Annotated in this window: 17 protein-coding genes; all 17 read left to right on the top strand. The window is 34.8% G+C overall.

Features of this window, described 5'->3' with window-relative positions:
- The first annotated feature begins 676 nt into the window (after positions 1–676).
- On the top strand, positions 677–2,593 hold the full coding sequence (locus AACH21_RS05165; protein WP_338482375.1) for a hypothetical protein: 1,917 nt from the start codon (positions 677–679) through the stop codon (positions 2,591–2,593).
- 135 nt (positions 2,594–2,728) lie between these two features.
- Positions 2,729–2,947, top strand: coding sequence for a hypothetical protein (locus AACH21_RS05160; RefSeq protein ID WP_338482374.1), 219 nt, complete (start codon positions 2,729–2,731; stop codon positions 2,945–2,947).
- Positions 2,948–3,288: 341 nt separating this feature from the next.
- Positions 3,289–4,121, top strand: a protein-coding gene (locus tag AACH21_RS05155; protein ID WP_236514306.1) for an IS5-like element ISWpi1 family transposase whose coding sequence is annotated in 2 segments (ribosomal slippage) — positions 3,289–3,658 and positions 3,658–4,121 — 834 coding nt in all. Because the reading frame shifts where the segments join, the coding sequence is not laid out codon by codon here.
- Complete coding sequence (locus AACH21_RS05150; protein WP_338482373.1) at positions 4,118–4,402, top strand: head decoration protein; 285 nt, start codon at positions 4,118–4,120, stop codon at positions 4,400–4,402. The genes AACH21_RS05155 and AACH21_RS05150 overlap by 4 nt, the downstream gene beginning before the upstream one ends.
- 44 nt (positions 4,403–4,446) lie before the next feature.
- Entirely contained in the window at positions 4,447–5,451 is a 1,005-nt protein-coding gene (locus AACH21_RS05145) for a major capsid protein (RefSeq protein ID WP_338482372.1), read from the top strand.
- Positions 5,451–5,762 (top strand): hypothetical protein, encoded by a 312-nt coding sequence (locus AACH21_RS05140; RefSeq protein WP_264377060.1) that lies wholly within the window; start codon positions 5,451–5,453, stop codon positions 5,760–5,762. The genes AACH21_RS05145 and AACH21_RS05140 overlap by 1 nt, the downstream gene beginning before the upstream one ends.
- 19 nt (positions 5,763–5,781) lie before the next feature.
- Entirely contained in the window at positions 5,782–6,273 is a 492-nt protein-coding gene (locus tag AACH21_RS05135; protein WP_410529911.1) for a phage tail protein, read from the top strand.
- Positions 6,270–6,749 carry a hypothetical protein gene (locus AACH21_RS05130; protein WP_264377062.1) on the top strand — a complete coding sequence of 160 codons (480 nt, stop codon included), beginning with the start codon at positions 6,270–6,272 and terminating at the stop codon, positions 6,747–6,749. Before AACH21_RS05135 ends, AACH21_RS05130 begins: the two co-directional genes overlap by 4 nt.
- A complete protein-coding gene (locus AACH21_RS05125; RefSeq protein ID WP_338482370.1) occupies positions 6,736–7,200 on the top strand; it encodes a phage baseplate assembly protein V in 465 nt (154 codons plus the stop codon). The genes AACH21_RS05130 and AACH21_RS05125 overlap by 14 nt, the downstream gene beginning before the upstream one ends.
- A complete protein-coding gene (locus tag AACH21_RS05120) occupies positions 7,201–7,455 on the top strand; it encodes a PAAR domain-containing protein (RefSeq protein WP_019236415.1) in 255 nt (84 codons plus the stop codon).
- A 29-nt stretch (positions 7,456–7,484) separates the two neighbouring features.
- Positions 7,485–8,522, top strand: coding sequence for a YhcG family protein (locus AACH21_RS05115; protein WP_338482369.1), 1,038 nt, complete (start codon positions 7,485–7,487; stop codon positions 8,520–8,522).
- 7 nt (positions 8,523–8,529) lie between these two features.
- Positions 8,530–8,865, top strand: a complete 336-nt coding sequence (locus AACH21_RS05110) for a GPW/gp25 family protein (protein WP_338482368.1) — start codon at positions 8,530–8,532, stop codon at positions 8,863–8,865.
- 2 nt (positions 8,866–8,867) lie between these two features.
- Positions 8,868–9,653 (top strand): baseplate J/gp47 family protein, encoded by a 786-nt coding sequence (locus AACH21_RS05105; RefSeq protein WP_338482367.1) that lies wholly within the window; start codon positions 8,868–8,870, stop codon positions 9,651–9,653.
- Positions 9,653–10,813 (top strand): phage tail protein, encoded by a 1,161-nt coding sequence (locus tag AACH21_RS05100; protein WP_338482366.1) that lies wholly within the window; start codon positions 9,653–9,655, stop codon positions 10,811–10,813. The genes AACH21_RS05105 and AACH21_RS05100 overlap by 1 nt, the downstream gene beginning before the upstream one ends.
- A 168-nt stretch (positions 10,814–10,981) precedes the next feature.
- Entirely contained in the window at positions 10,982–11,692 is a 711-nt protein-coding gene (locus tag AACH21_RS05095; protein ID WP_236515047.1) for an ankyrin repeat domain-containing protein, read from the top strand.
- 38 nt (positions 11,693–11,730) lie between these two features.
- Positions 11,731–12,192 (top strand): ankyrin repeat domain-containing protein, encoded by a 462-nt coding sequence (locus tag AACH21_RS05090; RefSeq protein ID WP_338482364.1) that lies wholly within the window; start codon positions 11,731–11,733, stop codon positions 12,190–12,192.
- 4 nt (positions 12,193–12,196) lie between these two features.
- Positions 12,197–12,628 (top strand): DUF2924 domain-containing protein, encoded by a 432-nt coding sequence (locus tag AACH21_RS05085; protein ID WP_338482363.1) that lies wholly within the window; start codon positions 12,197–12,199, stop codon positions 12,626–12,628.
- Position 12,629 lies beyond the last annotated feature (1 nt).

The following is a 12,629-nucleotide window of genomic DNA, read 5'->3' as shown; positions in this document are numbered from 1 at the left end:
TAACCTATACCCAATGCCCTTCTTAGACAACTACCTAATAAAGTAGTTAAACCTCTACGGAATCAATTGTACAACCTAACCTGTAAAAAGCAATAAAAAATTGAATTCTCAAAATAGTTTTAAGATAGAGAATTGAATATAACTTAGCTATCGGAAATGTAGTAGATTTTTAAAATCAAACTTTCAAGAAAACATACCCTTCTTCAGCGCCGCAAAAATTTTTGTTATTTACTTTCCTCAAAAACATAAAAAAGGTACATATATTTGTGAGAACAGTTTAAATAAAAGTAGTGTTGTAAAAATAAAAACGTAAGGTTATTTCAACAAAGTTAGGTAAAACAGTTCATATGTAGATGTGGATGAAGTGGGCTAATATGTCTAGTTTTAGCATATAATGAAATCACCATATAAAAAAGTTCGAACGGTACGTGTGGTAGTCCAATCCATCCCAAAACAAACTCTTCTCACGACCCTTGGTTTTGAATGCTGGAAATGGTTGTGTTATTTGAGTTAGTGGTAATTAATGTTAAAGAGTGAAAATTAGTTTATTTGGAAATAAAAGGAAAATTCATTGCAATTCTATATTTAAAATAGAATAAAGCTCTTTTTGCATCATGTATTAATAAAAAAATATATTTTTTTGCGTATCCTTTCGTTTTAATTAATATGAAGTGATATGACACCTAATGTAGAGTTTAAAGATAATCACGGCACATCAATATCAAATTTGGAAAATGTTAAAATTATAACCTTGAGTGATGAGAAAGGTAATAAGTATACTTTAGATGCAAGCAATGGTAGTCTGGAATTAAAATATAAACAAAATGGTCAAGATGAAATAAGCCATAAAGTAGAAGGTTTAGCGGCAGCTTTTAAAAGTCTACTTGATATGAAAAGTACTAACAATGATGAACATACAGTACTTGAAGAGAAGTTAGCAGAAAAGTCCATAGTGGAGGCGATATTTTATGCAAAAGATTTTGATAAGGGTGATAGAATCTCTAACTTGATACTAGATAATGCATTTCCTAGGCGAGATGTTCTGCATGTTTACTTAAATAAAAAGGCTAATGTTGAAAATGTATATACTAAGGAAGAAGTAGATGAAGGGTTAAATAAAAAGGTTGATGTTGAAAATGTATATACTAAGGAAGAAGTAGATGAAGGATTAAATAAAAAGGTTGATGTTGAAAATGTATATACTAAGGAAGATACAGATAGAGGATTTATTTCTTGTAACAGTGATGGAATCAATAGATTAGCAAGTGAATTATTTTATAAACATGAACCCGATGCAACTTCAATTTTAGTTAATACATTAGGGGAGCTTCTTAATGAAGAATATGAAATATATGGTGATAATAAAACAGCAAAAGATTTTTTGGCAGAGAAGGGTAATTTTGCTAAAGCTGATGGCTCTAATATAAAAATTTTAGAATTCACGAAAAAAATACTTGATGCAACAGAGGATATAGGAGATGGGAAAAAGAAATCAATTTTAGTGGAAAAATTAGGCAGATTTCTTGATCAAACTGCTGATAACGAAAATGCTTATGATGGTAAGATAGCAAAAGCTTTTTTAGGAGACAAGGGGATGCAGGGATCAAAAGGTGCAGATGGTCCTCAAGGTCCGGCAGGTAGGGATGGAAAAAGCCCATCAATTGAGGAAGTCGCTGTACAGCTACTTACTGATGAAAATAAAGATATATTGGGAAAAACAGTACTTGATATAACTGATAGCACTGGTCAAAATCTTGCTACTCATGTTGCTAATAAAATAAATCTTAATTCGCAGGATTTTATAAATAAAGCTGATCCAATAAAACTCGCTGAGTTGCTTTTTAATAAAAGTAACGTAGATCAACTTGCAGCCAAAAAGATTGCCGAAGATAAAGTTAGCTCGTATAAGATTTCTGAACTAGTATTTAACGATGCTAAGAATGCACTAGCAGAGAATCATCAGTGGGATCAAAAGAGCTTTATTGAAGATATAATAAAAAATGCCAGCACTTCTAGGTTAGCTGAGTTGTTATTCAATGCTGGCAACATAGAGAAAGGTGAAGCAAAAAGAATTACTGAAGGGAAGGTTAGCCCTGAAAAATTAGCTGAATATTTGTTTAACGCAAGTGGCTTAGGCGATAATATAGATGAGTCGAAGACGTTAGTCAATAACGTAACTCAGCACCTTTTGAATACCAAGGTAGATGAAATAGGGAAAGCGGTTGTGAAGGATAATGAAAATAGAGAGATCTTAGCAGGTAGTCGTGTTTTGCAGGAAGGAGTGGCAGAAAAATTAATTAGTAGCAACACAAATAAATTGGGACAAGCTATTCTGAATGTGAAAAACAAATTTGGTAATGACGCAAAACCTGTGCTGGAAACTCATCTTGCCAATAACAGCAGCTTTCAGGAAGCTGTGGCAGGAAATCAAGATTTAAGGACTGCAGTAACAGCTAATTTTGGGAGCAATAGAGATTTTTGCAATACTGTAAAAAGAGATCTTAGTAGAGATGAAGAAAGTCTGTTAATTGATAGGCTGCCTTTTTATGAAATTCCAGATGATCCAAATGCTCCGCTTTCTTGGAATTGGTAATGTAATTTTTGCTAGACCGGCCGATTCCAAAACGAACAGTTCTCGCGCTTGTTATTTTTAATTAAGTAAAAGTGACTATATTATTAATTTAATGATAAAAAGTATGAAAATATATACCGATCAAGATAGTGTTATTTGTTACAAAAAAATGCTTGCTTTGCTGATTTTTTAGGCTATCATGATGGTAAGTTTAAGGTAGTCGCTGGTATGTTAATAAGTAGATCATCTAAAGGGGTTTTGAGTCTAAGCAGTAAAAGTCAGGCTCCGTTACTAAGGGGTCCATTTGCATTTTTAGAAGAAAAGAATAACCTTGAAGAGTTGCTGAAAAGTTCAAAAGATTGCACCACCTGGTAGCTTCAAAGTAGAAGCTGGGGTCGTATTTTTGATTCCGTTACTCAAAATTTCAAATAACTAAAGTCTAATGTGGTCTTCATTGTAAAGTCTCCAGGGGGGGTATTATGCATTTTTCATGTTCGGACAGAAATGTTGTTGTCAAGAAATTTTCCGAAGTTTTAGACATGTGTCAGCAACTTATATTTGATGCTATGAAACAAGGTGATAGCGATCGTATTTTTAAACTACTGGATCCTCCTGTGTCAGATAATCAGTGTCATATCCATTCTTTACTTATACTTAGAGGTTGTCCGGAAACAAGTAAAAGGCTATAATATCTGAAATTTTAGTACGGGGTAAAGATGAGAAAAAAGTATCCAACAGATCTAAGCGAAAGGGAATGGGCAAGAATAGAAAAACACTTCAGAGTATCATACAAGAAAGGAGGAAGGCCGCCAAAGTATAGCAAAAGAGAAATATTAGAAGCAATTTTCTATGTATTGCGTACAGGGTGTCAATGGCGGTATTTACCAAATGATTTTCCGCTATGGAAGACTGTGTATGAGCAGTTCAGGCAATGGAAGAAGCAGGGAATTTTTGAGAAAATGAATTATGAAATTACAAAATATAGTAGAAGAAAAATAGGAAGGAATGAGCAGCCGAGTGCCTGTATAGTAGATAGTCAATCTGTAAAGACTACAGAAAAGGGGGGATCAAAGGCTATGATGGAAGTAAAAAAGTAAAGGGTAGAAAAAGGCATATAATTACAGACACTCAGGGTTTTATACTAGGTTGTTACGTAGGCGCTGCTAACGAAAATGATAGAGATGGTATTAAAATAGCATTAAACAATATGAGAACAAAATATACTAAAGTTAAAAAAATGTGGGCTGACATGGGATACCAAGGAAGAAATTTAAAGAATCACATAAAGGAAGAATATGACATAGATATTGAAATTGTTACAAGGCCTCCATGTAGATTTTGGGTGCACAAAGATACGCCACCTGAGCTACTACCAACAAGAGAACAAGGGTTTAAAGTACAGCCAAGAAGATGGGTTGTAGAAAGGACTTTTGCTTGGGTTAATAGGAATAGAAGGCTATCGAAGGAGTATGATTTACTCACAACATCCACTGAGAATTTCATATACCTAGCTATGAGTAGGGTTATGTTAAAGAGGGAATATGCTTGAATTTACTAGTTTCCGGACAACCTCTTAAACTTGGTACAGTAGTGGCTCTCGATAAAGATAACATGATTAAGATAATAGATCCAACTGCAACAGATGGAGCAATAGGTGTAATAACAAGTGATGTAAATGCGACAGAAAATGCCAAAGCAGTAATCATTACACGTATAGCAATGCTAGCAGATCATGCAGTTGTATGGCCAGCAGGTATCACTGAAGAGCAAAAAGCTGCAGCAATAAAGCAACTTGAAGGACGAGGGATCATTATCCGTAAAGCAGTCTAAGGCTATATTAAACAATAAAAAAACACAAAGGGGGAAAAGAAAAAATGCAAAATCCATTTACAAATCCAGCATTTAGCATGACGGCACTAACGAATGCGATGAATATATTGCCGATAAATTACGGTCGCGTTGAAAATTTAAATTTATTTCCAAGTAGGTCAGTAAGATTTAGACATATTACCATAGAAGAGCAAAATGGAGTATTAAGTTTACTACCAACGCAGTTACCTGGAGCACCAGCAACAGTGGGAAAACGTGGAAAGAGGAAAGTAAGAACATTTACGATTCCACATATTCCACATGATGATGTAGTGTTACCAGAGGAAGTACAGGGAATAAGGGCATTTGGATCAGAGAGTGAACTTAAAGCGCTGGCAGATGTAATAACTGATCATTTGCAGCTAATGAGAAACAAACATGCGATAACATTAGAACATTTGCGAATGGGAGCGCTGAAAGGAATAATTTTAGATGCTGACGGGTCAGAACTATTAAATCTGTACAACGAATTTGAGATAACACCAAAAGTAGTAAATTTTGCACTAGGAACAGCAACAACAGATATAAAACGTAAGTGTCTGGAAGTACTCCGGCATATAGAAGATAATCTAAGTGGTGAATATATGACAGGAGTTCATGCCTTGGTAAGCCCTGAGTTTTTTGATGCATTAACTTCGCATAGTAAAGTGAAAGAAGCATACGAGAGATGGCAAGAAGGAGCAGCGCTAAGGAATGATATGAGATCAGGATTTACGTTTTGTGGAATCACGTTTGAGGAATATAGAGGGCAAGCAACTGATCCTGAAGGAACCGTAAGAAGGTTTATAGAAAGAGATACAGGACACTGTTTTCCACTAGGAACAGCAAGCACATTTACAACATATTTTGCACCAGCAGATTTTAATGAAACAGTAAATACTCTTGGACAGCCACTATATGCAAAACAAGAGCCAAGAAGATTTGATAGAGGGACTGATTTGCATACGCAGTCAAACCCTCTGCCAATGTGCCATCGTCCGGCAGTTTTGGTAAAAATTAGTTCTAGTTGATGAATATAGGAAAATTATTGGAAGATTGTTTTGAGCATTTAGGAGTGGAAGCCATATATTGTAATAAAAATAAGGAGAGTATTCGTAAAATAAAAGTGCTAATAAAACGTCCTGAGACTACGTACTCTCTAGGTGCAGATGGAGCATTAACTCAGCAAATTGCCTCAATAGAGATACGCAGTAAGGACGTTACTTCCTTTAGCATAGGTGATTATATCAAGATTGAAAAAAGATTCTATAAGATTTTTGAACCACCGTTAAAAGATTCTTCGGGTGAAGTATGGAAAATTGAGGCAATAGAAAGTGTTTAATATTAAAGTTAGTAACAATATTAATGAAATAATCTCCAATATTGACAGAAAAGAGCAGAAAGTAAAACTGGCAGCTATAAAAGCACTAAATAGAACAGCACTATGGTTAAAAGCGCAAGCAGCTAAGGAAATCAGTGAGGAAAAGAAGATAAAATTAAGTTTGATAAGAAAGAGATTAAGAATTTTTAAGGCGAAAACTAGCAGATTAAAAGTGTTAATTAGAGCAAATCTCTATGACATTAGAGCATCGGCAATTGGCAAAATACAAAAAACAAGAAGAGGGTCGAAAGTAGGAAAGCATGAGTTTATAGGAGGATTTGCAGCAGTTATGCCAAAAGGAAATAGCGGTATGTTTAAACGTGAAGGAAGAGCAGCATTGCCAATACAAGAAGTAAAGCTACCACTGGAACCTGAAGGCTCAAGAATAATAAAAGACCTTGTTAATTATGAGAGTGAGAGAGAGTTTGAGAAATACTTTAAGCATGAGCTAAACTATATTTTAAAGGTATGACAAAGTTCTGGATAGATTTACATCAAGCAATTTGTACTACACTGAAGAAAGAAATCCTAACTATACAAACATGCGAAGTATACCCGACGATAAGAAAAGAACTGTTAGCACCAGCGGTATTAGTAGAACTTAGTAGTCTTGAAAAAGGAAGTGATCCAGGAACAGGTGAACTAGCTCTGAGGGTAAGATTTGAGGCAAGAATAGTAGTTGATAGTACTATAGAAAATGCCCCTATTATTGTCAGAACATTAGCTGCTGAGGTTGCAAGAGTAGTGAACAAGAATACCTGGGAAAAGAATGTATCTCCGGCTGAATTTCTTTCTGCAGAGCCTGATGGATTTAGACCCGAATTAGATGCATATTTGGTGTGGATGGTTGATTGGAGTCATCAGCTTCATTTAGGTAAATCAGTATGGGAAGAGGGGAAAATTAAACCACATACAATAAACGTAGAAAATATAAATGTTGGATCATAGTTTTGCGATTTCAGAGCTGAATAGGAAGCTAGCAAACGTTATTCGTATAGGAATTGTAAAAGAAATAGATTATGAAAAAGCAAAAGTAAGAGTGAAAATAGGAGAATTTTTAACAGATTATTTACCGTGGATAACAAGTAAAGCAGGAAAAGATAGAGATTGGTCTCCGCCAGATATCGATGAACAGGTTATGGTATTTTCTCCTCTTGGTGAACTATCATTAGGAGTGGTGTTAGCAGGAATATATCAGGAAAAATATCCTGCACCAGAGAATAAAAAAGAAATAAATAGTATAAAATTTCAAGATGGGACGAAGTTTACATATGATAAAGGTAAGCATCATTTAGAGATTGAAGTAGTAGACAAAATAACACTGAAAGCTGGGGGATCGAGAATAGAAATGACAAAAAGTGGAATAAAATTGAAGGCAGATAAAATAAACCTTAATTAAATGAATAAATCGGTTGTGCGAGTAGGAGATCATTGTGCAGAAGCAACACTACATTTTTGCGTTAGTGGCAGTAACAATGTTTTTGTAAATGGTAAGCCAGTTTGCCGAAAAGGAGATAATTTTACAGAAGGTAGAGTATTAACTGAAGGATCAAAAACAGTGTTTGCAAATGGGTTTGGAGTGGGAAGAGTTGGTGATATGGTTTCTTGTGGTTCCAAGGTGATCAGTGGTAGCAGTAACATTTTTTCAGGATAAAATATGCTATACTTATCAAAAATAAAGTTATGAATATGGATATAACTACTAGCCTATTAGGAGACATTAGTAATTTAATAGATAGAGCAAAAAATCATCTTTCTGTTCAATTCAATTCTACTCTAGTATTGTTAAACTGGGAAATTGGCTCTAGAATTGATCAAGATATCCTAAAGCACAAACGTGCAGATTATGGGAAGCAAATCATCTCCCAACTTGCAAAAGAACTTCAGATTAAATATGGACGTGGTTTTGATAGAGCGTCATTATTTCGTATGGTGCAATTTTCTAAATTCTTTTCTGATCAAGAAATTGTCGCGACACTGTCACAACAATTGAGTTGGTCACATTTTGTAGAAATTATTGCAATTTCTGATGAGCTGAAGCGTAATTATTATATAGAAATGTGTCGTATTGAAAGGTGGAGTGTTAGGGCACTACGTAGTAAAATCGATACTATGTTGTATGAACGTACAGCGCTAGCAAAAAAAACTGAAGAGTTTATAAGAAGGAGTATAAAAAATTTACGTGAAGAAAATATGTTAGCACCAGAATTCATTTTTCATGACCCATACTTCCTTAGCTTCATGGAATTGCCATCAAGTTATAGTGAGACTGATCTAGAAAATACAATCTTGGATGAATTGACAAAATTTTTACAAGAGTTTGGAAATGATTTTTGTTTTGTAACACGTCAAAAAAGGATGAGTACTAAAACAACTGACAGGTATTTGGACCTGCTATTTTTTCACAGAGGATTAAAACGCCTTATAGCAATAGAACTAAAAATAGGTCGCTTTGAACCAGCTTATAAAGGACAGATGGAATGGTATTTAAATTGGTTAGATAAAAATGAACGAAAAGCAGGTGAAGAAAAACCGTTAGGGATTATTTTATGTGCTGATAAGGATCAAGAGGATATAGAATATCTTGAACTCGAAGGCTCTAATATTCATGTTGCACAGTATTTAACACAGCTTCCTTCTAAAGAAATTCTTGAAAAGAAGTTGAGAAAGGCTATTTCTATAGCACGTGAAAAACATGCAAGTATTAAGTCAAATCCATGAAAAATATATGAAAGGAATGGATGCTAAAACAGGGAAAGAATTAGAGGGAATAGAGCACTTAAAGCAATCGATAATTGATATACTGACCACTCCTATTAACAGTAGAATAATGAGGAGAGATTATGGGTCAAGACTATTTGAATTAGTAGATAAGCCAATAAATAGAGATTTAACTTTGGAAATCTATGCAGCAACAGCAGAAGCACTGGGGAAATTTGAGAAGAGATTTAAGTTAGAAAAAGTAAAGATTGCTGAAGCTAAAGAAGGAAAAATGACTCTTGTACTTGAAGGTATGTATCTTTCAGAAGGCAAATTCATAGGTATTAGTGGAATAGTTGTTTAGAAATGCAGACATCTAATATTATTGAAAAACTAAGCTATGAGGAAATCTTTTCCAGAATGAAGGAGGAGTTAGTGTGTAGAGATGAAACCTTTTCAGCGTTAGTAGAATCCGATCCAGCAATAAAGATTCTGGAGGTAGCAGCATGGCGAGAACTTTTGCTCAGACAAAGGATGAACGAAGCAGTAAAGAGTAATTTACTGAAATTTGCAAGGGGAGAAGATCTTGATAATTTGGCTGAATTTTATGGAGTAGAGAGAGAAAAAGAAGAAGAGGATGAAAGATTTAGAAAGAGGGTAAAAGCAAAAATAGCAGGTTGGTCAACAGGAGGAAGTAAGGAATATTATAAATATCATGCACTGTCAGCAGATAGTAGAGTAAAAGATGCACTAGTAGAATCACCTATACCAGGAAAAGTACAAATTTCAATCTTATCAACACAAACTGGCATAGTGTTAGAAGAGCTACTTGAAATTGTAAGAAAGCAAGTTACTAGAGATGATATAAGGGTTTTAACAGATACAGTAACAGTGATAGGTTGCAATATTACGGAAATAGATATTCACAGCAGAATGAGTATAAGTCCTATAATATCAAAGGAGGAAATCAAGAAGCAGTTTATTGAGAAGTTTGAGGCAAGTAGAAGGTTGGGATGGAATGTTACAAAATCATGGATAATAGCGAATCTATTTGTAGATGGTGTAGAAAATGTGGAATTAATAGAGCCAAAAGAGGACGTTGTAGTACTAGGAAATGAGTGCGCTGCATTAAGAAAGTTAAAGGTTGAGTAATGTTATTGCCACCAAATGCAACAAACCAGGAGAAAGCGCTAGTAGATGCGATAGATTATAAAGTAGATCCAAGCTATATTAGAGGATTTAAATTTAGATTGGAAGAAGAAACATTGCCGTGGATAATAGAAGAATATGGTTTAGAAGAAATACTACGCTGGGTAAAAGATAGAAGAAAAGCAGTAGTAGAAGGAGTAAAATTTCAAAGACTGCGAGGAACACCTAAATCACTTAAAATAGCACTCAAGTGGGCAAATATAGAAGACATTACAATCATCGAAGAACCACCCGGTAAACACTTTTTTGAGTTGCAAGTAGGGATAAAAGAGGTACCAAATGACTTCTTCGTAGATGCAGTAGTAGAGCTGGCAAAACTATCACTGCCTGTAAGATCCAGATTGATGAGGATTTTTAACGATAATTATAATGTGCAGAGATTTATATTGGATGAGAGTTTATTTGGAGATCTTCTTTCTGATTATTCAGGGGTAAAAATAGAAAAAGATGGACCAGTGTTATCATTTGGAAGAGTAAATTTTTTCAGGTCTAGTGGTCCAGTTATTAGGATTATAGAAAACTATCTACGCGATCATTATGAACGAGCTTTAAGCAATGATATATATCGCCTAGATGTAGCAATCCTTGGAGAAACCGAGCCTCACACAAGGGATTATAAAGGCATCTATGAAAGAGATCATTTGTGGTACAACTTAAAAGCGCTATATCCGCTACCACAGAGCTTATTACCGGCAATTAAGTTTGCGAAAGCGCAAGTTATATTATCGGACAGTTGGAACTTAGGAGAAACAAATGCGTGCTTTCCGGTTGGTAGCATAGAAGAAGAAGGAAATAAATTTGTATTGGGAAACGATAAACTTTCAGGGCAACGTTGGAATTTAAAACACAAACCAATTTTAGAAAGGTTTAGCGTTACCCATGATTATAAAGTAGAAAATTATACTGATCAAAAGATCACAAAATATGTTTTAGCAGAACACAACATTTACTATAAAAACGACTTAGATTCAGAGCAAAAAGACTCAATACACGAATTAGAAAATCATATTTTAGTATTTTATCCGGGAGTACTGAAGTGGCATGAACATCGACATTTGCACAGAAGTTGGAAAGATAGTCGAATAATATCTCTAATAAGTTAAGTACTTATATTTAGATACTCATATATTATATTAATAATAGGTAAAAGTGTATGAAATAAAAAGAAAAAGACTTGCTTTCTCATGCTAAAAAGGACATGACTTGAATAGCAGCAGGTAAACATAAGAAATTTATCTAGCGCTAGAAAAGCTAATTTTGTGAGGTATGAAATGAGTTTTAGCAAGAGTAAGTTTTTTAAAGAAGTATCAAGTAACGGGTTTAAAAACATTAATAAAAGAAATGAAGAAGGAGAAACGATATTACACCAAGCAGTAGAAATCTCTGATTACAAAACAGTGAGATTATTAATAAAAAAAGGAGCAGAGGTAAATGCAAGAGATAAAAATGGTTATACACCTCTACACTGTGCAGTATTCGCAAAGAGTTTAGAAAATGTAAAAGTGCTGCTAAGGTCGGGAGCAGAAGTAAATGCCACTCAATATGTCACTGGATGTACGCCACTCCACTCTGCGTGCAAAATAGGAGGAGCAGGAGTTGAAATAATAAAAGAGCTGGTAAAGGCTGGAGCTGAAGTTAATCAACTGAATAAGTACGGTGCAACACCAATGTATTACATCTGGGAAAGTGAAAAGTATTCTCTGTGTGATAGTAAAGAAAGTGAAAAGGCAAGTAAATTTTTGAGAGAAAAAGGTGGAGTAACAAAAAGTAGAGAACTGACCTGCTATGGAATAGAGAGGATAGTGGGAGAAATAGCAGACATGCTGAATGGGAGCTATATGCCGGAGCTAAAAATAATAGAGATAGAAGAAATAAGGAAGAGAGACAAATCGCTAATAAAGAAAGAATGTCAAAATTTAGCAAGCAAGATAATGAGCCAAGTGAACGAAATGATAGATGAGGTGGTGAGAAAGAAGGCCTAAAAGAGGGGTTAAAATTTAAAGAAAAGGTGAGGTAGATTATGAGTAAAAAAGAAAAAGAGGAGTCACTATTAGAGAACTCAAGTAAAAATATTTATGAAAGAGACGAGAATGGAAGAACAGTTCTACATTATGCAGTAGACGCAAAAACAGTGAGGTTATTAATCGAAAAAGGAGCGAATGTGAATGCAGCAGATGTAGAAGGATACACAGCACTGCACTTAGCGGTAACGGAGAAATATCTAGAAACCGTGAGAGAATTGATAAAATCAGGAGGGAATGTAAATGCGGAAGAATATAGAAATAAATGCACTCCATTGCACCTTGCATGTATGGTGGGGAAAGTGGAAATAGTGGAGGAGCTAGTAAAAGCAGGGGCTGAAATAGAACAAGCAGATAAATTTGGGATGACAGCGATGGATTATGCGAAAAACAGCAAAGAGATCACTGAAATATTGAAGAAAGAAACAGACAGAATTGAAAAGTTATTTATGAAAGGCTAAAAATATGGAGGAAGAAACAGAAAAGAAAGTAATGAATTTAGAGAGAAAACCTTTGGATGAGCTGAGAAAAATATGGAAGAAGGTATTTGTGGAAGAAGCACCTAGATACTCAAAGAAATATCTGATACCAAGATTAGCTTATAGAATGCAGGAAAAAGTATATGGAGAAATGTCAAGAAAGGGGACAAAAAGACTAGAGTATCTGGCAGATCGGCTAGAGAAGGGAAAAAGAATAAGTAGTGATAAATTACCAGTAGAAGGGACAGAATTAATACTAGAGAGAGGAGAAGAGACGCATGCAGTAATGGTAACAGACAAGGGTTTAATCTACAAAGAAGAGTTTTATACGTCATTGTCAGCAGTGGCAGGAAAAATAATGGGAATGAGCTACAACGGACCTTTATTATTTGGGATGCGTGATCAAAAGGGAAGTTGAA

Source organism: Wolbachia endosymbiont (group A) of Ophion costatus, assembly GCF_963969245.1.
Classification (GTDB): Bacteria; Pseudomonadota; Alphaproteobacteria; order Rickettsiales; family Anaplasmataceae; genus Wolbachia; species Wolbachia pipientis.
This window is presented reverse-complemented; position numbering and strand designations above follow the sequence as displayed.

Coding starts and splice junctions, on each gene's coding strand:
- AACH21_RS05095 (WP_236515047.1), top strand. CDS start 10,982: ATGAGTTTTAGCAAGAGTAAGTTTTTTAAAGAAGTATCAAGTAACGGG.
- AACH21_RS05130 (WP_264377062.1), top strand. CDS start 6,270: ATGACAAAGTTCTGGATAGATTTACATCAAGCAATTTGTACTACACTG.
- AACH21_RS05125 (WP_338482370.1), top strand. CDS start 6,736: ATGTTGGATCATAGTTTTGCGATTTCAGAGCTGAATAGGAAGCTAGCA.
- AACH21_RS05090 (WP_338482364.1), top strand. CDS start 11,731: ATGAGTAAAAAAGAAAAAGAGGAGTCACTATTAGAGAACTCAAGTAAA.
- AACH21_RS05145 (WP_338482372.1), top strand. CDS start 4,447: ATGCAAAATCCATTTACAAATCCAGCATTTAGCATGACGGCACTAACG.
- AACH21_RS05100 (WP_338482366.1), top strand. CDS start 9,653: ATGTTATTGCCACCAAATGCAACAAACCAGGAGAAAGCGCTAGTAGAT.
- AACH21_RS05115 (WP_338482369.1), top strand. CDS start 7,485: ATGAATATGGATATAACTACTAGCCTATTAGGAGACATTAGTAATTTA.
- AACH21_RS05140 (WP_264377060.1), top strand. CDS start 5,451: ATGAATATAGGAAAATTATTGGAAGATTGTTTTGAGCATTTAGGAGTG.
- AACH21_RS05105 (WP_338482367.1), top strand. CDS start 8,868: ATGCAGACATCTAATATTATTGAAAAACTAAGCTATGAGGAAATCTTT.
- AACH21_RS05085 (WP_338482363.1), top strand. CDS start 12,197: ATGGAGGAAGAAACAGAAAAGAAAGTAATGAATTTAGAGAGAAAACCT.
- AACH21_RS05110 (WP_338482368.1), top strand. CDS start 8,530: ATGAAAGGAATGGATGCTAAAACAGGGAAAGAATTAGAGGGAATAGAG.
- AACH21_RS05120 (WP_019236415.1), top strand. CDS start 7,201: ATGAATAAATCGGTTGTGCGAGTAGGAGATCATTGTGCAGAAGCAACA.
- AACH21_RS05165 (WP_338482375.1), top strand. CDS start 677: ATGACACCTAATGTAGAGTTTAAAGATAATCACGGCACATCAATATCA.